18 protein-coding genes and 1 tRNA gene are annotated in these 21,150 nt (G+C 69.0%); 8 read left to right on the forward strand and 11 right to left on the reverse strand.

Annotated features, from left to right (window positions below; genetic code table 11):
- Window positions 1–44 precede the first annotated feature (44 nt).
- From AB0K28_RS07160 to pyk, 4 genes are all read left to right on the forward strand, one after another.
- Window positions 45–1,454, forward strand: coding sequence for an MDR family MFS transporter (locus AB0K28_RS07160; RefSeq protein WP_364366189.1), 1,410 nt, complete (start codon window positions 45–47; stop codon window positions 1,452–1,454).
- A 141-nt stretch (window positions 1,455–1,595) separates the two neighbouring features.
- Window positions 1,596–3,242, forward strand: coding sequence for a S8 family serine peptidase (locus AB0K28_RS07165; protein ID WP_364366192.1), 1,647 nt, complete (start codon window positions 1,596–1,598; stop codon window positions 3,240–3,242).
- 142 nt (window positions 3,243–3,384) lie between these two features.
- Window positions 3,385–3,588 (forward strand): DUF2784 domain-containing protein, encoded by a 204-nt coding sequence (locus AB0K28_RS07170; protein ID WP_364366194.1) that lies wholly within the window; start codon window positions 3,385–3,387, stop codon window positions 3,586–3,588.
- A 35-nt stretch (window positions 3,589–3,623) separates the two neighbouring features.
- On the forward strand, window positions 3,624–5,054 hold the full coding sequence (gene pyk, locus AB0K28_RS07175; protein ID WP_364366196.1) for a pyruvate kinase: 1,431 nt from the start codon (window positions 3,624–3,626) through the stop codon (window positions 5,052–5,054).
- A 385-nt stretch (window positions 5,055–5,439) separates the two neighbouring features.
- Here pyk and dapD read toward each other — a convergent pair whose 3' ends face one another.
- From dapD to AB0K28_RS07195, 4 genes are all read right to left on the reverse strand, one after another.
- Window positions 5,440–6,405, reverse strand: coding sequence for a 2,3,4,5-tetrahydropyridine-2,6-dicarboxylate N-succinyltransferase (gene dapD / locus AB0K28_RS07180; protein WP_364366198.1), 966 nt, complete (start codon window positions 6,403–6,405; stop codon window positions 5,440–5,442).
- Window positions 6,406–6,429: 24 nt separating this feature from the next.
- On the reverse strand, window positions 6,430–6,852 hold the full coding sequence (locus AB0K28_RS07185) for a pyridoxamine 5'-phosphate oxidase family protein (RefSeq protein ID WP_345401508.1): 423 nt from the start codon (window positions 6,850–6,852) through the stop codon (window positions 6,430–6,432).
- Window positions 6,853–6,986: 134 nt separating this feature from the next.
- Window positions 6,987–7,748 carry a helix-turn-helix domain-containing protein gene (locus tag AB0K28_RS07190; RefSeq protein WP_364366200.1) on the reverse strand — a complete coding sequence of 254 codons (762 nt, stop codon included), beginning with the start codon at window positions 7,746–7,748 and terminating at the stop codon, window positions 6,987–6,989.
- A 67-nt stretch (window positions 7,749–7,815) separates the two neighbouring features.
- Window positions 7,816–7,898: transfer RNA gene (locus tag AB0K28_RS07195), tRNA-Leu, on the reverse strand.
- 129 nt (window positions 7,899–8,027) lie between these two features.
- Between AB0K28_RS07195 and AB0K28_RS07200 the strand changes: the two genes are divergently transcribed.
- On the forward strand, window positions 8,028–8,591 hold the full coding sequence (locus AB0K28_RS07200; RefSeq protein ID WP_345409702.1) for a response regulator: 564 nt from the start codon (window positions 8,028–8,030) through the stop codon (window positions 8,589–8,591).
- 516 nt (window positions 8,592–9,107) lie between these two features.
- Window positions 9,108–10,409: an ABC transporter substrate-binding protein gene (locus AB0K28_RS07205; protein ID WP_345401514.1), complete on the forward strand. Its 1,302-nt coding sequence runs from the start codon at window positions 9,108–9,110 to the stop codon at window positions 10,407–10,409.
- Window positions 10,410–10,543: 134 nt separating this feature from the next.
- On the opposite strand, the gene AB0K28_RS07210 is transcribed toward AB0K28_RS07205, so the two are convergent.
- On the reverse strand, window positions 10,544–11,398 hold the full coding sequence (locus AB0K28_RS07210; protein WP_364366202.1) for a hypothetical protein: 855 nt from the start codon (window positions 11,396–11,398) through the stop codon (window positions 10,544–10,546).
- 188 nt (window positions 11,399–11,586) lie between these two features.
- On the opposite strand from AB0K28_RS07210, the gene AB0K28_RS07215 reads away from it, so the two are divergent.
- Window positions 11,587–12,879 (forward strand): ABC transporter substrate-binding protein, encoded by a 1,293-nt coding sequence (locus AB0K28_RS07215; protein ID WP_355427832.1) that lies wholly within the window; start codon window positions 11,587–11,589, stop codon window positions 12,877–12,879.
- 62 nt (window positions 12,880–12,941) lie between these two features.
- Here AB0K28_RS07215 and AB0K28_RS07220 read toward each other — a convergent pair whose 3' ends face one another.
- From AB0K28_RS07220 to AB0K28_RS07245, 6 genes are all read right to left on the reverse strand, one after another.
- A complete protein-coding gene (locus AB0K28_RS07220; RefSeq protein WP_364366205.1) occupies window positions 12,942–13,343 on the reverse strand; it encodes a hypothetical protein in 402 nt (133 codons plus the stop codon).
- A 65-nt stretch (window positions 13,344–13,408) separates the two neighbouring features.
- Entirely contained in the window at window positions 13,409–14,242 is an 834-nt protein-coding gene (locus tag AB0K28_RS07225) for an ABC transporter ATP-binding protein (RefSeq protein ID WP_345401529.1), read from the reverse strand.
- Window positions 14,239–15,183 carry an ABC transporter ATP-binding protein gene (locus tag AB0K28_RS07230; protein WP_345401532.1) on the reverse strand — a complete coding sequence of 315 codons (945 nt, stop codon included), beginning with the start codon at window positions 15,181–15,183 and terminating at the stop codon, window positions 14,239–14,241. The genes AB0K28_RS07225 and AB0K28_RS07230 overlap by 4 nt, the downstream gene beginning before the upstream one ends.
- The gene (locus tag AB0K28_RS07235; RefSeq protein ID WP_345401535.1) at window positions 15,173–16,171 is read right to left on the reverse strand and encodes a branched-chain amino acid ABC transporter permease; all 999 of its coding nucleotides are present in this window, start codon (window positions 16,169–16,171) and stop codon (window positions 15,173–15,175) included. The genes AB0K28_RS07230 and AB0K28_RS07235 overlap by 11 nt, the downstream gene beginning before the upstream one ends.
- A 16-nt stretch (window positions 16,172–16,187) precedes the next feature.
- On the reverse strand, window positions 16,188–17,330 hold the full coding sequence (locus tag AB0K28_RS07240) for a branched-chain amino acid ABC transporter permease (RefSeq protein WP_345401538.1): 1,143 nt from the start codon (window positions 17,328–17,330) through the stop codon (window positions 16,188–16,190).
- Between the two features lie 588 nt (window positions 17,331–17,918).
- Window positions 17,919–18,290 (reverse strand): hotdog fold thioesterase, encoded by a 372-nt coding sequence (locus AB0K28_RS07245; protein ID WP_345401541.1) that lies wholly within the window; start codon window positions 18,288–18,290, stop codon window positions 17,919–17,921.
- A gap of 104 nt (window positions 18,291–18,394) precedes the next feature.
- Here AB0K28_RS07245 and polA point away from each other — a divergent pair, with 104 nt between their 5' ends.
- Window positions 18,395–21,085, forward strand: coding sequence for a DNA polymerase I (polA, locus tag AB0K28_RS07250; protein WP_364366209.1), 2,691 nt, complete (start codon window positions 18,395–18,397; stop codon window positions 21,083–21,085).
- The last annotated feature ends 65 nt before the right edge of the window (window positions 21,086–21,150 follow it).

Consider the following 21,150-nt stretch of genomic DNA (forward strand, 5'->3'; position numbering starts at 1 on the left):
CAATCCCCCAGCAGTCCACCCCGAGGCGAACACTCTGGGTCAGCATGGGGTCACTCATCATCACCCTGTTCCTGGCCGCGCTCGACCAGACCGTCGTGGCCACCGCCATGCCCACCATCGTGGGGGAGCTGCACGGGCTTGAGAGCCTGTCCTGGCTGGTCACCGCGTTCGCCCTGACCTCCGGCATCGCCACCCCGCTGTTCGGCAAGCTCAGCGACATGTACGGCCGCCGCACCCTCTACCTCGCGGCCATCGTCCTGTTCGTCATCGGCTCGGCCCTGTGCGGCGTCGCCCAGTCGATGGGCCAGCTCATCGCCTTCCGCGCCTTCCAGGGCATCGGCGCGGGCGGCCTCATGGTGCTGACCATGACCATCGCCGCCGACCTCGCCACCCCCCGCGAGCGTGCCCGCTTCCAGGGCCTGTTCGGCGGCGTCTTCGGGCTGGCCTCCATCGCCGGGCCGCTCGTCGGCGGCTACCTCACCCAGCACATCTCCTGGCGCTGGATCTTCTACATCAACCTGCCGCTCGGCGCCGTCGCGCTGGCCGTCGCCTTCGCCGTGCTCAAGCTGCCCCGCCGCACCTCGCCGCACCGCGTCGACTGGCTCGGCGCCGCGCTCATCGCCGGCCTGCTGACCTGCCTGACCCTGCTCGCCTCCTGGGGCGGCACCGTGCACGCCTGGACCTCGCCCGTCATCATCGGGCTCGGCGCCGGCGCGGTGCTGCTGGCCGTGCTGTTCGTCCTCGCGGAACGCGCGGCGGAGGAGCCCATCCTGCCGCTGCGGCTGTTCCGCTCGGCCTCCTTCACCCTGCCCATCGTCACCGTCGTGCTCATGGCCACCGCGATGCTCGGCATGGCGACCTTCCTGCCCATGTTCCTGCAGCTCGCGCGCGGCGCCGGGGCGGCCGACTCGGGGCTGCTGCTGCTCCCGCTCATGGGCGGCATGATCGTCGCCTCCACGCTCGGCGGGCAGCTGGTGACCAGGCTCGGCCGGTACAAGTGGCTCATCGTGGGCGGGGCCGTCTGCGCCGGGATCTCCGGGCTGCTGTTCGCCACCATGGACCTCGGCACCGGGGCGGTCGCGTCGGGGGCGTACATGGTGCTGTGCGGGCTCGGGCTGGGCGTGATGGGGCAGAACCTGCTGCTCGCCGTCCAGACCACCACGCCCGCGGCCGACCGGGGCGCGGCCACCTCGGCCGTCACGTTCGCCCGTGGCGTCGGCGGCGCGGTGGGCGTGTCGGCGCTCGGCGGCGTCTTCGCCGCCGGCCTCGCGCCGGGGCAGGCCGCGCTCACCCCCGCCGCCGTCCAGGCGCTGCCCGAGGCCGTACGGCACGCCACGCAGCTGGCCTTCGCGGACGCGATCACCGGGGTGTTCGCGTGGACCGGGCCGATCATGCTGGCCGCCGCGGTGCTGCTGGCCTGGCTTCCTGACGTACGGCTGAGCCACCGCGACTGACACGCGCCTGAAGGGGCGAAGCGGGCTGGGGGATAGAGGTCCGCTTCGCCCACCATCAACCGAAATTTCACCACTCGGTTGCATCACTGGTTGACTGTCGGGAACATTCAGATTCTGCGGCATTCAGGCGTTGGGGGAACTATGCGGCGGCTCGCCTCTGGCATGACGGCGCTGGCCGCCGCGGTCACCCTCGCGGCCTGCTCCGCCACCGCCCCCCAGCCCGGCGAGGCCGCCCGCAAACCCACCCCGCAAGGCCAGGGACAGCCCGAATACCTCGTCTTCTACGAGCACGGCCGCGGGCGTGAGGCCAAGGCCGCCGTCGAACGCGCCGGCGGCACCACCGTCGCCGACAACACCAAGCTCGGCTACCTCCTCGCCGCCGGGGGCGACGGCGCCTTCCAGGCGGCCGTGGGCGGCGACCCCGCCGTCGTCGGGGTCAGCCCCGACCGCAGCATCGGGCGTACGGCATCGAAGCCCGTCACGCGAGCACTCCCCGACGAGCAGGCGTTCACCAAGCGGGCCGGCGAACCGCTCGCCCCCCGCCAGTGGGACATGCGCATGATCGGCGCCGACCGCGCCAACGCCAAGGTCCCCGGCAGCAAGAAGGTCCTCGTCGGCGTCATCGACACCGGCGTGGACGGCAAACACCCCGACATCGCCCCCAACTTCAACCGCGAGCTCAGCCGCAACTTCGTCACCGACCGCCCCAAGGACGACTACGGCGAGACCCTCGACGGCCCCTGCGAGGCCAAGAACTGCAAGGACCCCGTGGACGCCGACGACGACGGCCACGGCACCCACGTCGCCAGCACCATCGCCTCGCCCATCAACGGCATCGGCATCGCCGGCGTCGCGCCCGGCGTCCAGATCGTCAACATCAGGGCAGGCCAGGACTCCGGCTTCTTCTTCCTCAAGCCCAGCCTCGACGCCCTCACCTACGCCGCCGACATCGGCGTCGACGTCGTCAACATGAGCTACTACGTCGACCCCTGGCTGTTCAACTGCCGCGCCAACAAGTCCGACACCAAGAAACAGCAGCTCGAACAGCGCGCCATCATCACCGGCATGCAGCGCGCACTCGACTACGCGCGCAAGCGCGGCGTCACCCTCATCTCCGCCCTCGGCAACGGCTCCACCGACCTCGGCAACCCCAAGATCGACAAGCAGAGCCCCGGTTACCCCAAGGGCGACGAGAAGGAACGCACGATCGACAACTCCTGCGTCAACGTGCCGGCCGAGTCCAAAGGCGTCATCTCCGTCTCCGCGCTCGGCCCCTCCGGCCGCAAGGCCGCCTACAGCGACTACGGCGTCGAGCAGACCGACGTCTCTGCCCCCGGCGGCGACGTGCTCGACGGGCAGGGCGTCAACGTCACCAGGTCCATCCTCGCCGCCGCGCCGGAACACGTGCTGCGCGCCGCGGGCCGCGTCGGCAAGGACGGCAAGCCCAAGGGCGCCGACGTCGTACGCGACTGCACCGGCGGCCCCTGCTCCTACTACCAGTACCTCGAAGGCACCTCCATGGCCGCGCCGCACGCCACCGGCGTCGCCGCCATCCTCATCAGCCGCTTCGGCAAGCCCGGCAAGGGCGGGCTCGAACTCGCCCCCGACACCGTCCAGGACCTGCTCTACAAGACCGCCACCCCCAAGGCCTGCCCCAGCCCGCGCGAGTACACCTACAACGCCTTCGGCACCAGCGAGAAACACCTGTGCCAGGGCGACACCGACGACAACGGCTTCTACGGTCACGGCATCGTGAACGCCTGGAAGGCGGCGACCGCGCAGCCATGATGTACCGCCTCCTCGCCGACGCCGCGATGGGGGTACATCTCGCTTCTCTCGCCTACCTGACCTTAGGCGGCTTTCTCACCTGGCGCCGGCGCCGCACGATCTGATCCACCTCGCCGTCGCGGCCTGGGGAGTGCAGTCCGTCGTGACCGGCGTCGAATGCCCGCTCACACTCGTGGAAGACTGGGCACGTCGCCACGCGGGCGAGGCACGACTGCCCGCGAGCGGCTTCATCGACCACTACATCGAAGGCGTGATCTACCCGGAGGAGTACACGAACGTGGCGCGACCGGCGGTCGCCGTTCTCGTTCTGTTCTCATACGTCGGGTACGTTCTCCGTCGTCAGTGACTGCCAAGTGGTCTGTACCAATTAAGGTAGGACTCGTGACTCGTCGCGCGAAAATCGTCTGCACCCTAGGCCCCGCCACATCGTCCAAGGAACGCCTCCGCGAGCTCATCGCCGCGGGCATGGACGTAGCACGGTTCAACCTCAGCCATGGCAACCATGACATGCACAGAGAGGTGTACGACCGGGTCAGGGAGGTGGCGGCCGACCTCGGCCGCGGTGTAGGCGTCCTCGCCGACCTGCAGGGCCCCAAGATCCGTGTCGGCACCTTCGAGGAAGGCCCCGTCAGGCTCGGCTTCGGCGACGTCTTCACCATCACCGGCGAAGACGTCCCGGGAGACCGCGAACAGGTCTCCACCACCTACAAGGGACTGCCCAACGACGTCAGCCCCGGCGACACCATCCTCGTCGACGACGGCCGCCTCGTGCTCGAGGTCACCCGCGTCGACGGCGACCGCGTCATCACCCGGGTCGTCATCGGCGGCATGATCTCCGACAACAAGGGCCTCAACCTGCCCGGCGTCAACGTCAGCGCCCCCGCGCTGACCGACAAGGACGAAGCCGACCTGCGCTGGGCGCTGCGCACCGGCTTCGACATGATCGCCCTGTCGTTCGTCCGCCGCCCGTCCGACGCGGACGTGGTGCGCAACATCATGGAGCAGGAGGCCGTACGCCTGCCGCTGCTCGCCAAGATCGAGAAGCCGCAGGCCGTCGACCGCCTCCCCGAGATCGTCGACGCCTTCGACGGCATCATGGTCGCCCGCGGCGACCTCGGCGTCGAGCTGCCCCTGGAGCAGGTGCCGATCGTCCAGCGCCGCATCATCGAGCTGTGCCGCGAGAAGGCCCACCCCGTCATCGTGGCCACCCAGATGCTCGACTCCATGATGAACTCCCCGCGCCCCACCCGCGCCGAGACCTCCGACGTCGCCTACGCCGTCATGGACGGCGCCGACGCGGTCATGCTGTCCGGTGAGACCTCCGTCGGCAACTACCCGATCGAAGCCGTCTCCACGATGGACCGCATCGCCTGCGCCGCCGAGAAGTCCTCGCTGCACGCCACCCACACCCTCGAGCGCATGCCCGAGACCACCGGCGGCGCCATCGCCAGGGCCGCCGCCGAGGTGGGCGCCATCGTCGGCGCCAAGGCGCTCATCGCCTTCACCATGTCCGGCGAGACCGCGCGCCGCCTGGCCCGCTACCGCTCGCCCATCCCGCTGCTGGCCTTCACCAGCGCGCCCCACGTACGCGGGCAGCTCTCGCTGACCTGGGGCGTGGAGACCTTCCACGTGCCGTTCGTGCACCACACCGACGACATGGTGCGCCAGGTGGAGGCGTCGCTGCTGTCGCTCGGACGGCTGGAGAAGGGCGACAAGGTCGTCATCGTGGCCGGCTCGCCTCCCGGCACCCCCGGCTCCACCAACGCCCTGCGCGTCCACACCATCGGCTCAGCGGTCTCCCACGCCCACTGACCCCACCCGTCCAGCCTCCGGGCCTGCCGCCCGGGGCGGGGCTTACGGCGGGCCCCGGGTGCCGACGGCGGGGTCCGTGGCGGGGGGGCTTACGGCGGGCCCCCGGTGCCCGACGCGGGGTCCGTGGCGGGTGCTGGTGCGAAGGCCCGCGTGGGGCTCGGCGGGCGTCTTCGTGCCCGCCCGGAGAGGCCCGCGTGCGATTGGGCCGGCGGTTTTGCGCCCGCCCGATCAGCCTTACCGCGGTCCGGCGGCGCCTTCGCGCCCCGCTGGCCGGTCAGCGCGCCGCCGACCGGTCATCGGCCGCTCGGCGGAGTCATGAGGCCGTTGCCGTCACACATCGTGGCGGGCCGCCCGTTCGGCGGCCCACCAGGCACAGGCCGGGGTGTCAGTCGTTGGCGTGCAGGGCCGCGTTGAGCTCGACCTTGCCGCCCTGGCGCGGCAGCGCCTCCACCGCGCCCGTCTGCGAGTTACGCCGCAGCAGGATGCCGTTGGAGCCCGACAGCTCGGCCGCCTTCACCACGGTGCCGTCGGGCAGGGTCACCCGCGTGCCCGCCGTGACGTAGAGGCCGGCCTCCACCACGCAGTCGTCGCCCAGCGAGATGCCGAGCCCGGCGTTCGCGCCCAGCAGGCAGCGCTCACCGATCGAGATGACCTGCTTGCCGCCGCCCGACAGCGTCCCCATGATCGAGGCGCCGCCGCCCACGTCGGAGCCGTCACCGACCACCACACCGGCCGACACCCGGCCCTCGATCATCGACGCGCCCAGCGTGCCGGCGTTGAAGTTCACGAAGCCCTCGTGCATCACCGTCGTGCCGGACGCCAGATGCGCACCCAGCCGCACCCGGTCGGCGTCGGCGATGCGCACCCCGGAAGGCAGCACGTAGTCGACCATCCGCGGGAACTTGTCCACGCCGTAGACCGTCACCGGCCCCCGCCCGCGCAACCGCAGCCGCGTCCGCTCGAAGTCCGCCACCGGGCACGGCCCGAAGTTGGTCCACACCACGTTGGCCAGCAGGCCGAACAGGCCGTCGAGGTTCACCCCATGAGGGCGCACCAGACGCGCGGACAGCAGATGCAGGCGCAGGTAGACGTCGTGCGCGTCGGCCGGCGGCTCGGAGAGCTTGGCGATGCCGGTGCGCACCGCCACCACCTCCACGCCGCGCGCCGCGTCGGGGCCGGTCAGCTCGGCCAGCTCCCCGGCCTCATCGCCGGACAGCCGCCGCGTCCCCGCGGCCGGCGCGTCGCCCAGCTCGGGAGCGGGAAACCAGGTGTCGAGTACGGTGCCGTCAGCGGCGATGGTCGCCAGGCCGGTGCCGAAGGCACCGATCGAGGTCGGGTCGATAGCAGTCACGGGCCAAAAATACCGTTCTTGAGCTCAGCCCAGAGCGCCCAGGTCGGCCGACAGCCAATGTTCGGGCCGCATCCTGAACGTCACCAGCACATGGAGATCGGAACCCTGCACATATCCCGACACGGCGTCGGGCGGCAGATAACGGGACGAGATGCGGGTCAGATCCTCCAGCGTCGTCGGCCCCGACCGCACCACAGGGCCCTCCACCGACACGTACCGGTAGGTCGGGCTCGACCGCTGCACCAGCAGCGAGAACCGCCCCGCCTTCGCGATCAGCCTGGCCTTGATCGAGTCGCCGTCGGTCAGGAACCTGACCTCGCCGCCCGGGAGATAGTCGTACCACACGGGCACCGTCAGCGGCCCCCGCCCGTCACCCGACTCCACGGCCAGGCTCGCGATGTGCGGCTCCGCCAGGAACGCCTCCCGATCCGCCAGGCTCAACGGCATCCCACCCCACCCCCGTATTTCATCGATCGTGCAACGGCTATTCCCGCTGGGCGGGATCCCGAAAAGTCCCGACCCCACCATCCTTCACCCTTCCCTCCCTGACGCCTCCCACCCCACGAGCCCCACAGGAACGATCAGTATTTGGGCCCGACGTACCGATCGAGCACCTCCACCGCCTCCCGCCGCGCAACCGACAGCTCGTTGCGATTGTTGAACCGCCAGGCCACGCCGAGCAGGTCGAGTGCCTGGCAGCAGAGGGCCAGGATGTCGGCGGACTCGTTCTTGAAGTGGTAGCGGGGATAGGCGTACCAGCGGACGCCGCTGGGAAGCTCGCGCCGCACCCGGTTGAGGCCGCGGCAGCCGTCGGAGTGGATGAGCCCGCGCACGAACCGGCCCGGATGCGCCCGCACGATCTCCTCCTGCCAGCCGGCCAACCTGATCTCGCGCTCGTGCTTCCTGCCCGGGCCGTGCTGCGGGAAGAGACACGGCCAGTGCAGGGAGTAGCTGGTCACCTCCGTACACCCCTGGCGCTGTCGCCTACCTACCTTGGAGGTCGGCATGGTGTGCGCCATCGAACGGGCGGCTTCCTCGATCAGCCCTGGCCAGGTGTCGTCGCAGAAGATCGAGAGCCGGTGCACCGACCCGACGCGCACGATGTGCCCGTCGCCGAGATAGAGGCCCAGGAGGTGGGCGTAGGCGTGGGCGTCGAGCTCGCGGCCATGGCAGCGGGGACAGCCGTGGCCACTCGGGAAGTCGTCATAACGGGCGCGGCGCGCTCCGGTGCGCCACTTCTGGACGGCTCCGATCGACACGCCGCACGACTCCGCCACCTGACGGTCGGGCAGCCCTCGGGCCGACAGGCGCAGGGCACGGTCAACGGTTTCGCGAGGATGCACACGGCCAGTGTGGCGAACGTCACCGACAGTTTCGGTGCTGCTACGGTGGCGGCTGTGAGGGCCGGGGTGCCGGAAGCGGGATTCGAACCCGCACGCCCTTTCGAGCAGACGCTTTTGAGGCGTCCATGTCTGCCATTCCATCATTCCGGCTGGTATATCCGGACTTGTCCGGATCCGTGACGTACCTTACCGCCGATGCGATCGGTCGAGGGGCGCCAGCGTGGATCTAATCTACCGGACGTCTGTACTCTTCTGCTCGTGAGTACGCAGCGGCGAGTAGTGATCGCGGAAGACGAGGCCCTGATCCGCCTCGACCTCAAGGAGATGCTCCAGGAGGACGGCTACGTCGTCGTGGGCGAGGCCGGTGACGGTGAGCAGGCGATCCGGCTGGCCGACGAGCTGAAACCCGACCTCGTCATCCTCGACGTGAAGATGCCCGTGCTCGACGGCATCTCGGCGGCCGAGCGGATCACCGAGATGCGCATCGCCCCCTGTCTCATCCTGACCGCGTTCTCCCAGCGTGATCTGGTGGAGCGGGCCAGGGACGCCGGGGCGATGGCCTATCTGGTCAAACCGTTCACCAAGGCGGATCTGGTGCCGGCGATCGAGATGGCGGTCAGCAGGCATGACGAGATGGTGGCGCTGGCGGCCGAGGTGTCGAGCCTGTCCGAGCGGCTGGAGACGCGCAAACTGGTCGAGCGGGCCAAGGGCCAGTTGATGGCGCAGCACGGGTGGACGGAGCCGCAGGCGTTCCGGTGGATCCAGAAGGCGTCGATGGATCGGCGGCTGAGCATGCGTGAGGTCGCCCAGATCGTCATCGCGGACGCGGCGGACCGCTCCTGAGGCCGGAGCTCCTGAGGCCGGGACTCCCGAGGGGCGTCGGCCGGGCGCCGGCGTTCCTGAGCCGGGTTTTCCTGGTCCCGGGCGTCCAGTGGGCTGGGTTCTCCTGATCCCGAGCGTCCAATGGGCCCGGGCCTTCGCGTGTCCGGTTTCATGCGTTCCTGAAGCTGGAGCGTGCGAGGGTCCCGGCCGGTGTCCGGCGAGGGTGTTCCGTGTGGGTTTCGGGGTGCTTCCGGGTGGGTTTCGGCCGGGCGAAGCGGGTGCCCGAGAATTGGGATGTAAGGGGCTCGTGGGGTGTTTTTTGGTCTGCGTCCGGAAATATCGTCGCTCGGACCTGCCTAGCGAGTCATGTCCGTAACTCTCCTGAAACAAACCATTACTATCAGTGTTTACGACATTACGAATTGGCATAAAAGTATCGGAAGAACTCCCCATTTCACCCCACAACGGGCATGCTGAGCCCGGTAAACCCAGCGAAGGCGATCGTCCCTTCGCTGAGATAGGGGGAGTCTCATCTTGATGAACCGCATTGCTCCGGCCGGCCGCGTCCTGGCGGTCGCGGCCGCGGCGAGCCTGGCACTGACGGCGTGTGGCAGTGACGGCGGCGACACGGCCGCGCAGGAGTCCGCCGCCCCCGCGACCTCGGCGGCCTCCTCGGCGCCGGCGGCGAAGGGCGACGGCACGCTGACGCTCGGCACGGTCCTGCCCCAGACCGGTTCGCTGGCCTTCCTCGGCCCGCCCGAGTTCGCGGGCGTGGACGCGGCGGTGAAGGAGATCAACGAGGCCGGCGGGGTGCTCGGCAAGCCGATCGACGTGGTGCACACGGACTCGGGCGACACCACCACGAACATCGCCTCGCAGTCGGTGGACAAGCTGATCGCGCAGAAGGCGGACGCCATCATCGGCGCCGCGTCCTCGTCGGTGTCGGAGTCGATCATCGACAAGATCACGGGTGCGGGCATGGTGCAGTTCTCGCCGGCCAACACCTCGGACAAGTTCACCACGATCAAGGACGACGGCCTGTACTTCCGTACGGCGCCGCCGGACAAGCTGCAGGGCCGGGTGCTCGGTGACCTGATCGCGGCCGACGGCAACGACACGGTCGGCATCCTCGCGATGCAGGACTCCTACGGCTCGGGCCTGGCCGACCAGGTGACGACGACGGCCGAGGAAGCGGGCGCGAGCGTGGTGGAGCGGGTCGACTACGACCCCAAGGCCGCGGACTTCTCGGCCGACGTCGCCAAGATCAAGGCGAAGAACCCGAAGGCGGTCGTGCTGATCGGCTTCGAGGAGGGCGCCAAGGTCGTCGCGGAGCTGGTCAAGCAGGGCCTGACCGCGGACAAGGTGAAGTGGTACATGGTGGACGGCAACATGTCGAACACCAACTACGAAAAGATGCCGAAGGGCACCCTGAAGGGCGTCAAGGGCACGATTCCAGGCGCCGAGGCGCCGGACGCGTTCAGGGACAAGCTCAAGGAGATCAACAAGGATCTCGACGACTTCACCTACGCCGCCGAGTCGTACGACGCCGCGACCCTGATCGCCCTGGCCGCGGAGGCCGCCAAGGACGACAGCGGCCGCTCCATCGCCGCGAAGCTGGCCGAGGTCAGCAAGGGCGGCGAGAAGTGCAAGAGCTTCAAGGAGTGCGTCGACCTGCTGAAGGCCGGCAAGGACATCGACTACGACGGCGTCAGCGGTCCCGTCGAGTTCGACGACAACGGTGACCCGCAGGTGGCCACGATCGGCGTCTACCAGTACGGGGACGACAACAAGTACCCGAGCAAGGCGATCGAGTACCGTACGGGCAACATCGCGGGCTGACCCCCGGTTGACCGCCTCTCCCGCGCCGCGCCCGCGGGAGGGGCGGTTTTTCATTGCGGTTTCACTGCTGGTTTCACTTGGTCTCAGTGCCGGTTCCGCTGCCGGTTCTCACTGCCGGTTCTCACTGCCGGTTTTCACTGCTGGGGCAGCCCGCAGGCGCGGGCGGCGTACTGGATGAGCCTGTCCTGCAGGGGTTTGGGCGGTGCGACGATGACGACGCGTTCGTCGCCGCCGTCGAGGGTGACGCGTACGGGGAACAGGAACGCCTTCTTGGCCTCGGCGAAGGCGTGGGCGTCGCAGCGGCCTGGGGTGAGGCGGACGGGCAGGCGTACCTGCCGCGCCTCCGCGTCGAGCGTGCCGAGCGGCTCTGCGTGTTCGACGATGTAGTGGGTGGTGCCGCCCATGGAGGTGAGGCGGACGATGCCGGGTCCGCGCCGGGTGACGACGAGGTCGCCGCGCATGACCGCGTCCGAGCCTGATCCGGTCTGTTTCCACTCGGGGCCGAACTCGATGGTCACGGCCTGCTTGACGAGGTGTTCCGAGCATTCGTCGCGCAGCAGCCTGGCCAGGAGGGGGTCGGGGTGCGGCACGGGGAAGGCGACGGCGCGCGGCGGCCGGTCGCCGGTGCTGACCCGGGCGATGACGGTGGCGGGCGCCACCTCGGGCAGGCCGGTGGGCAGGCAGTTGGCGGGGCCGTAGGTGAGGGGCAGGTCGGTGCGTGCGGTCTTGCGGATGGTGGCGTCGGCGCGCTGCGGTGGCAGGGTCTTGAAGGACGCCGTGACAAGTTGGACATCAGCGAAATAAACCGGTGTTTCATGAATATTTCGGACGGCCACTTGAAGGACGTGCACCGGCTCGTCCGAACGGTATTGGGCCAGCGAGACCGTGACCCCCGGCGGCGGTGCGGCCGGCCGCGGGGAAGCCGGCGCGGCGGCGGTGCAGCCCGCCGCGAGGAGCGCCGTCACGAGGGCGGGGGTTATGCGCTTCACCAGATGCACATTAAGCATCCTTACGCAGGTCCCGTAAGTTGAGGAGTGATTACGACTCCGCATCCAAGTGCCGACAGTTCCTCGGCGCATCTGGTTGGAGCATGCGACGATTTTGTACGTTTCCTGCATTCGATCGGGAACGCTCGGCGGTGCTGACGGATCCCGGCCTGGAATGAAGGAGACACTTCATGATCCGCATTGCTCCCGTGGGACGGGCGCTGGCTGTCGTGGCTGCCACCAGCCTGGCCCTGACAGCCTGCGGTGGTGGCGGTGACACCGCCACGCAGACTTCCGAGAGTGCCGCACCGGCCTCTTCCGCTCCCGCGGCGAAGGGCGATGGCACGCTCACCCTCGGCACGCTGCTGCCCCAGACCGGTTCGCTGGCGTTCCTCGGCCCTCCCGAGTTCGCAGGTGTCGACGCGGCGGTGAAGGAGATCAACGAGGCGGGTGGCGTGCTCGGCAAGCCCGTCACCAAGTTCGACACCGACTCGGGCGACACGACCACGAACATCGCCTCGCAGTCGGTTGACAAGCTGCTTGCCCAGAAGGCCGACGCCATCATCGGCGCCGCGTCCTCGTCGGTGTCCGAGTCGGTCATCGACAAGATCACGGGTGCGGGCGTGGTGCACTTCTCGCCGGCCAACACCTCGGACAAGTTCACCACCATCCAGGACAACGGCCTGTACTTCCGTACGGCTCCGCCGGACAAGCTGCAGGGCCGCGTCCTCGGTGACCTGATCATCTCCGACGGCAACGACACCGTCGGCATCATGGCGATGCAGGACTCGTACGGCACCGGCCTGGCCGACCAGGTCCAGAAGACCGTCACCGACGGCGGCGGCGAGGTCGTCGAGCGCGTCGACTACGACCCGAAGGCGGCCGACTTCTCGGCCGACGTCGCCAAGCTCAAGGCCAAGAACCCCAAGGGCATCGTGCTCATCGGGTTCGAGGAGACCGCCAAGGTCGTCCAGGAGCTGGTCAAGCAGGGCATGCCGGCCAGCAAGCACAAGTGGTACATGGTGGACGGCAACATGTCGAACACCAACTACGAGAAGATGCCCAAGGGCACGCTGACCGGCGTCAAGGGCACCTACCCCGGCGCCGCCGCTCCCGACGAGTTCCGCGACAAGCTGCTCGCCGTCAACCCGAAGCTCGAGGACTACACCTACGCCCCCGAGTCGTACGACGCGGCGAACCTGATCGCGCTGGCCGCCGAGGCCGCCAAGAGCGACGCGGGCGTGGACATCGCCGCGAAGCTGGCCGAGGTCAGCAAGGGCGGCGAGAAGTGCACGAACTTCAAGGAGTGCGTGGACCTGCTGAAGGCCGGCAAGGACATCGACTACGAGGGCGTCAGCGGCCCGGTCGAGTTCAACGACGCCGGTGACCCGGCCGTCGCCACGATCGGCATCTACCAGTACGGCAACAACAACAAGTACCCGGTGAAGGCGCTGGAGTACCGTACCGGCAACATCGAGGGCTGAGCACCACCCGGCACTCGTCAGAGAAGGGCCCGGCCGTCACGGCCGGGCCCTTTCGCGTGCGCTCACGTGCAGCCGGCCACGATCTGGTCGGCGGCGGCGCGGTACTGCTTCAGCAGCGCCACCTGGCGCTCCCTGGGGACGTCGCCCTTGGACAGGCGGGCCGTGGTGAGCTCGACGGTCTCGGCGGCCGGCCGCAGCGAGCCGGGCAGCCGGTCGGCGAACTCCCGCGTGATGCCGTGGGCCTCGGCCAGGCGGCCGATGACGGCGTCCTCGAAGTTCTGCCGGTCCTCCTGGCCTCTGGGCTCCAGCATGAGGCCGGCGTACCCGATGGCCGAGACCACGCGCGCGCACGGGTCGTCGGTGGGGTCACCGCCGGTGCTGTACTTGGCCGAGGAGGACGCCGACTCCTGGCAGCCGACGAGGACGAGGGGCAGGACGAGCGCGACTGTCGCTAAACGGTTCACATGGCACATTGAAAGACGGGGAAGGGCTCCCGTGGGAGTCCCTTCCCCGTCTCGAAAGTGATCCGTTACGCCTTCGCGAGCGTGCCGAGGTACAGCTCGATGACCTTGGGGTCGTCGGCGAGCTGCCGCCCGGTGCCGGTGTAGGCGTTGCGGCCCTGGTCGAGGACGTAGCCGCGGTGGCAGATCTGCAGGCAGCGCCGCGCGTTCTGCTCCACCATGATCACGGTCACGCCCGCCTTGTTGATCTGCTGGGCCTGGATGAAGACCAGGTCCTGCAGCTTGGGCGACAGGCCCGCGGACGGCTCGTCCAGCAGCAGCACGGACGGCTCGGTCATGAGCGCCCTGGCCATCGCCACCATCTGCCGCTCACCGCCCGACAGGGAGCCGGCGCGCTGCTTGCGCCGCTCCTTGAGCGCGGGGAACAGCTCGGCCACGAACTCGAAGCGCTCCTTGAACTTCCCCGGCACCTGGAAGGCGCCCATCTCGAGGTTCTCCTCGATGGTGAGGCTGGGGAAGACGTTGTTGGTCTGCGGGACGTAGCCGACGCCCCGCGAGACCAGCGAGTGGGCCTTCATGTTCGTGATGTCCTCGCCCTTGAGCAGGACCGTGCCGCTGCGGATGTTGACCAGCCCGAACATGGCCTTCAGCAGCGTCGACTTGCCGGCGCCGTTGGGGCCGATGATGCCGATCAGCTCGCCCTGCTGGACGTACAGGTCGGCGCCGTTGAGGATGTTGACGCCCGGCAGGTAGCCCGCGATGAGCTCGTCGCAGCGCAGCACCGCGTCCTCGGCGCCCGCCAGGTGGTCGCTGCGGTCGGTGACGGCCCGCTCGGAGCCCGCCGGGGCCTGCTCCTCGATCTGCTCCTCGGCCTGTCCCTGGGGCGCTTCGTCGGCGCTCACTTCTGCGTCTCCTCTTCGATCTCGGCCTCCAGAGCCGCCTCGGCCTCGTGGAGCTGCGTCTCAAGGTCGCCTTCCGAGAGCGGCGCGTCGTGGTGGGCGCCCAGGTAGGCGTCGATCACGCGCTCGTCGGACATGATCGTCGAGGGCGGCCCCTCGGCGATCACCGCGCCCTGCGCCATGACGATCACCCAGTCGCTGATGTCGCGGACCATGTCCATGTCGTGCTCGACGAACAGCACCGTCATGCCCTGCTCGCGCAGGTCCTTGACGTGGCCGAGCAGCGACTGCGTCAGCGCGGGGTTCACGCCGGCCATCGGCTCGTCCAGCATGACCAGCTCCGGCCGGACCATGAGCGCGCGGGCCATCTCCAGCAGCTTGCGCTGGCCGCCCGACAGGGACCCGGCGAAGTCGTCGCGCTTGGCGTCGAGCTTGAAGCGGGCCAGCAGCTCCTCTGCCCGCTCGGTGATCTCCTCCTCCTGGCCGCGCCAGAAGGCCGGGATCATGGCGCGCCAGAAGCTCTCGCCCTTCTGGTGCTGGGCGCCCAGGCGCATGTTCTCCACGACGGTCAGCCGGGAGAGCGCCTTGGTGAGCTGGAACGTGCGCACCATGCCGGCCCGCGCGACCTTGTGCGCGGGCACACCGTTCATCGGCCGCCCGTTGAACGTCCACGAGCCCGCGTCGGCCGTGTCGAAGCCGGTGAGCTGGTTGAAGAACGTCGTCTTGCCCGCCCCGTTGGGGCCGATCAGCGCGGTGATGGAGCCGCGCTGGATCTCGACGTGCTCGACGTCCACGGCGGTGAGACCGCCGAAGCGGCGCACCACCTTGTCGACCACGAGGATGGGGTCCGGCTTGGGCACGCCGGGATCGCGGGCCAGGTCCTTGAACGCGGCCAGGGCGGCGGCCTTGCGGTCGCCTGGCGTCGTCTGGGTCTCAGCGTGCATCGATTGCTATCTCCCTCTTGTCACCAAAGATGCCCTGTGGCCGGAAGACGAGCAACAGGATGAGTCCGAGACCGACGAGGACGTAGCGCAGGGCACCGACCTGGTTGGTGTCGATGATGGTGATGTAGCCGGCGGCGACGGCCTCGCTGAGCACACCGTTCAGCAGGACGAGCAGCACCCAGAACAGCGACGCGCCGACGACCGGGCCGAGCACGCGCGCCGCGCCGCCCAGGATGATCATCGTGTAGAGGTAGAACGTCGTCTCCGTGCCGAACACGTCCGGCTGCACGGAGCCGTACGCCAGGCCGTAGATGAAGCCGCCCAGCGAGCCGATGACGCCACCGAGGATGAGCGCCTGCATCTTGTACGAGAACACGCTCTTGCCCAGGCTGCGCACCGCGTCCTCGTCCTCGCGGATGGCCTTGAGCACGCGGCCCCACGGGCTCTTCATCAGCAGGAAGACGATGAAGCAGCACAGCACGATGAGCAGCCAGCCGACGGTCAGCACCCACATCGAGCGGTTGTTGAAGAACAGCGGCACGGGCCCGAGGTTGAAGCCGTAGTCACCCTCGGGGTACGGGTTGAGCGCGTAGAAGCCGTCGCTGAAGCCGCGCTGGCCGTCGGAGCCGCCGAAGACGTCCTTGAACGTCACCGAGCGGAAGACGAGCCGGACGATCTCGGCGGCGGCGATGGTGACGATGGCCAGGTAGTCGGCCCGCAACTGCAGGGTCGGGATGCCGAGCAGGATCGCCAGGATGATCGCCCCGACGATGCCGACGCCGATGCCGATCCAGAACGGCAGGCCCATGACGGTGACCGTGACGGCCAGGCCGTAGCCGGCCACGCCCATGAACGCCGCCTGGCCGAAGTTGAGCAGGCCGGTGTAGCCGAAGTGGATGTTCAGGCCGATGGCGGCGAGGCCGTACAGCACCGTCTCCACGTTGACCGCGGACTTGATGGTGGTGCTGAGAATCGTGATCCAGTCCATTCTGATCCTCCCCCGATCAGCCGATCCGCTCGCGGCGGCCGAGGATGCCCTGCGGCCGGACGAGGAGCACGATGATGAGCACTGCCAGCGCGCCGACGTTCTTGAGCTCCGGCGGCACCCACAGCGTGGAGACCTGGATGAACAGGCCGACCACGAGCGAGCCGACCAGGGCGCCGAACGCGGTGCCGAGGCCGCCGAGCGTCACACCCGCGAAGATGAGCAGCAGGATCTCCTGGCCCATCGTGTACTTCAGGTTCTGGGAGAGCGCGAGCATGATGCCGGCGAGGGCGGCGATGGCGCCGCCGCCGGTCCAGATGATCCTGATGACCCGGTCGACGTTGATGCCGGAGGAGGCCGCGAGCGCCGGGTTGTCGGCCACGGCGCGGGCCGCCTTGCCGGTGCGGGTGCGCAGCAGCGCGAACCCGACGATGATCAGGACGACGAGCTCGATGCCCATCGCGACCAGGTTCTTGGGTGCGGCGGAGATGGGCCCGATCTCGATGCCGGGCTGGGCGGTGTACTGCGCGAAGGACTCGGTCTGGCCGCCGAAGAAGATCAGGAAGACGTAGCGCATGAAGAGCGCGACGCCGATCGAGATGATCATCATGGCGATGATGCCGGTGCCGCGCCTGCGCAACTGGCCCCAGAACAGGCGGTCCTGGAAGTAGCCGAGGACCGCCGCGGCGATGACGGCGATGAGCGCGGCGGGTATGAGATGCAGCCCCAAACCGACGTTGAAGCCGTAGGCCAGCAGAGCGCCCAGGGTGACCAGCTCACCGTGGGCGAAGTTGGTCAGGCCGGTGGTGCCGTAGATCAGCGACAGGCCGAGCGCCGCCAGGGCGATGATCAGGCCGAGGTTGAGGCCCTCGAAGGTGAGCTGCGCGGCCTGGGCCCAGAACGTGCCGGCGGCGCCGGCGTCCTCCTGCTGCTCCTGGCCGGGCGCGCCCTTGGGCTGGAGCGCGAACAGGACGGCCGAGCAGTTGCCCTCGTAGACGGTCGGCGTACGGGTGTTGTTGCCGCCGCGCACCTCCGCGTTCTGCGGGAGGGTGCTGGGGTCGAGGGCGACCTTGTATTTACCCGGCTCCTCGACCTGAACTTCCCACGTGCCCTCGGGATTGGTGGTGACCTCCTCGACGGGTTGCCCGCTTTCGGTGGTCACGGCGATTTTCACGCCGTTCACTGGCTGGCCTTGGAGTTTGAGCGTTCCCCTCAATCCCTGGCAGTCCGTCGGATCCGCGTGCGCGGGGCCGGCGAGCAGGAAGATGAGTCCACTCAGAAAGGCCGTGAACGCGATCACGGCTCTGCGCAATGGTGCTCCCTCAAGTAGGTCAAGGCGGGGTTGTGCCCCTCCATCTCGACACGCGCGCATCGCAGGCACAACTGGGATGCAATGGCGGGAGCTTATTGCGGAGACGCCCGTTTCAGTATCGTTCGTCACCAATTAGTGACATGTGTGTGTCAGTGATGTGAGCAAACAACACGGCAGGTCAGGGGCTAAATCGCGGTAGACGCCTGGCATCTTGAGGAAACGATCTCGTAACGATCGGAAGATGAAGATTGACGAGCCCGCGGGGGCGGCCGTTGGGGCCATGTCAGGCATCCCCGGCCGTACACGGGAGCACCCCGCATACGCGGGGCCGGACACGTTTTCTACTTGGCTTCCCCGCGGGCTCTGGTGAAGCAACCGTAGCGACCCGCGGGGGGCATGCGCAAAGGGTCGGACGAAGTGACGTAAGGGGCACTACGGTCAGGCGTCACGCAGCATGCAGGTGAGCCGCGAGGTGCACACCCTCCTGCCCTGCTCATCGGTGATCTCGATGTCGTACGTCGCCAGCGTCCTGCCTCCGTGCAGCCGGGTCGCGACCCCCGTCACCCAGCCAGAGCGGGCCGAGCGGTGATGGGTGGCGTTGATCTCGATGCCCACGGCGATCCGCCCGGCCCCGGCGTGCACGGCCGCGCCCACCGAGCCCAGCGTCTCGGCCAGCACCGCCGAGGCTCCGCCGTGCAGCAGCCCGTACGGCTGCGTGTTGCCCTCGACCGGCATGCGGCCCACCACCCGCTCAGGCGAGACCTCGAGGAACTCGATGCCCAGCCGGTCGGCGAGCGTTCCTTCGTGCATGTCGCCGAATATCGAGACGTCCATAGGGTCGGTCTGCGTCAAAGTGACGCCTCCACTCTTCCGAGCTCGGGTTTTCTGTCGGAGACGCAGACTAGGCTGCCTGTGTGCCGAAGAGTGAAGTGACCCCCAGCCGCCCGTGCCTGCTGCTGCTCGACGGGCATTCGCTGGCCTATCGCGCGTTCTACGCGCTCAAAGACGCCAACCTCATGACCACCGACGGTCAGCACACCGAGGCGGTCTACGGGTTCACCTCGATGCTGACCAACATCCTGCGCGACGAGCAGCCCACCCACGTCGCGGTGGCCTTCGACCGGTCGGAGCCGACGTTCCGCCACGAGGAATACGCCGACTACAAGGCCAACAGGAGCGAGACGCCCGAGGACTTCCGCGGTCAGATGCAGCTCATCTACGAGCTGCTCGACACGCTGCGCATCCCGCACCTGTCCAAGGCGGGCTTCGAGGCCGACGACATCATCGCCACCCTCGCCACCCGCGCCCGCGAGCAGGGCATGGACGTTTTGATCGTCACCGGCGACCGCGACGCGCTGCAGCTGGTCGACGAGCACGTCACCGTCCTGATGACCCGGCGCGGCATCAGCGACATGACCCGCTTCACCCCCGAGGCGGTCCAGGAGAAATACGGCCTGACCCCGCAGCAATACCCCGACTTCGCCGCGCTGCGCGGCGACCCCAGCGACAACCTGCTGAGCATCCCCGGCGTGGGGGAGAAGACCGCCGCCAAGTGGGTGCGCGAGTTCGGCTCGCTGACCGCGCTGGTCGACCGGGTCGACGAGGTCAAGGGCAAGGTCGGCGACAAGCTGCGCGAGCACGTCGCCCAGGTGCTGATGAACCGCCGGCTCACCGAGCTGCTGCGCGACGTCCCCGTCGAGGCCGAGCCGGGCGAGCTCGAGCAGGGCGCGTGGGACCGCGAGGAGATCAACAAGCTGTTCGACACCCTGCAGATCCGCGGCGAGCTGCGCGAGCGGGTGTTCAAGGTGCTCGGCACCGGCGAGCAGGAGCCCGAGCAGGGCTTCGAGGTCGAGACCGTGCTGCTCGGCCCCGACCGGGTGGCCGGCTGGCTCGCCGCGCTCCCCGAGGGCCGCGCCGGGCTCGCCTTCAAGGGCGCCTACGGCCGCGGCACCGGCCGCATCGACGCCGTCGCCGTCGCCTCACCCGACGGCACCGCCGCCTACATCGACCCCGTCAAGCTCACCGAGGGCGACGAGGCGGCCCTGCGCGCCTGGCTGGGCGACGAGACCAGGCCCAAGGCCGTCCACGACGCCAAGGGGCCCATCCTGGCCCTGTGGGCGCAGGGCATGGAGCTGCGCGGCCTCAGCTGCGACACCGCGCTGGCCGCCTACCTCGCGATGCCGGGCCAGCGCACGTTCGCGCTCGAAGACCTCGCCCGCCGCTACCTCCACCGCGACCTGCGCGCCGAGCACGAGGACAACGGGCAGGCCGCGCTGTTCGGCGACGACGAGGACGCCCCTGCCAAAGACCTCGCGCTGCGCGCCAGCGCCGTGCGCGAGCTGGCCGACTCCCTCGAGACCTTCCTGGCCGGCCGCGGCGGCACCCAGCTGCTCGGCGACGTCGAGCAGCCGCTGCTGACCGTGCTCGCCGAGATGGAGCGGGCCGGCATCGCCGTCGACAGCGAATACTTCGCCGCCCTCGAGGCCGAGTTCGGCGCCGCGGTCAAGCACGCCGTCGAGGAGGCCCACCGCTCGATCGGCGAGCAGTTCAACCTCGGCTCGCCCAAGCAGCTGCAGGAGATCCTCTTCGTCCGGCTCAACCTGCCCAAGACGAAGAAGATCAAGACCGGCTACAGCACCGACGCCGACCAGCTCGCCTGGCTCGCCACCCAGACCGAGCACGAGCTGCCCACGATCATGCTGCGCCACCGCGACCAGCAGAAGCTGCGCACCACCGTCGAGGGCCTCATCAAGGAGATCGCCGACGACGGGCGCATCCACACCACCTTCAACCAGATCATCGCCGCCACCGGCCGGCTGTCGTCGGAGAAGCCCAACCTCCAGAACATCCCGATCCGCACCGCCGAGGGCCGCCGCATCCGGCAGGGCTTCACGGTCGGCGAGGGCTACGAGACGCTGCTGACCGCCGACTACAGCCAGATCGAGCTGCGCATCATGGCCCACCTGTCGGGCGACGAGTCGCTGATCGAGGCGTTCGAGTCGGGCCACGACTTCCACCAGGCCACCGCCGCGCGCGTCTTCGACCTGCCGCCCGAGCAGATCGACGGCGAGCTGCGGGCCCGCATCAAGGCGATGAACTACGGCCTGGCCTACGGACTGTCCGACTTCGGGCTCGCCGGGCAGCTCAACATCCCGGTGGCCGAGGCGCGGGCGCTGAAGGAGGAATACTTCCAGGAGTTCGGCGGCGTCCGCGACTTCCTGCACGCCATCGTCGCCCAGGCCCGCACCGACGGCTACACCGAGACGATCATGGGCCGCCGGCGCTACCTGCCCGACCTCACCAGCGACAACCGCCAGCGCCGCGAGATGGCCGAGCGCATGGCGCTCAACGCGCCCATCCAGGGCTCGGCCGCCGACATCATCAAGGTCGCCATGCTCAACGTGCGCCAGGCGATCCGCGAGGAGGAGCTGGCCTCGCGGATGCTGCTCCAGGTTCACGACGAGCTGGTGTTCGAGGTGGCGCCAGGCGAGCTCGACCAGCTCACCCAGCTGGTGCGCGACCAGATGAACGCCGCCTACCGGCTGCGGGTCCCGCTGGAGGTCTCGGTGGGCGTCGGCCGCACCTGGGAGGACGCGGGCCACTAGCCGCGAAAGCCGCGCTGTGGGCGGTTCTGCATTAATCTGTGGAGCCGTCATCACCGAGCGGGCGG

The organism is Nonomuraea sp. NPDC049504 (genome assembly GCF_040676845.1).
GTDB lineage: Bacteria > Actinomycetota > Actinomycetes > Streptosporangiales > Streptosporangiaceae > Nonomuraea > Nonomuraea salmonea.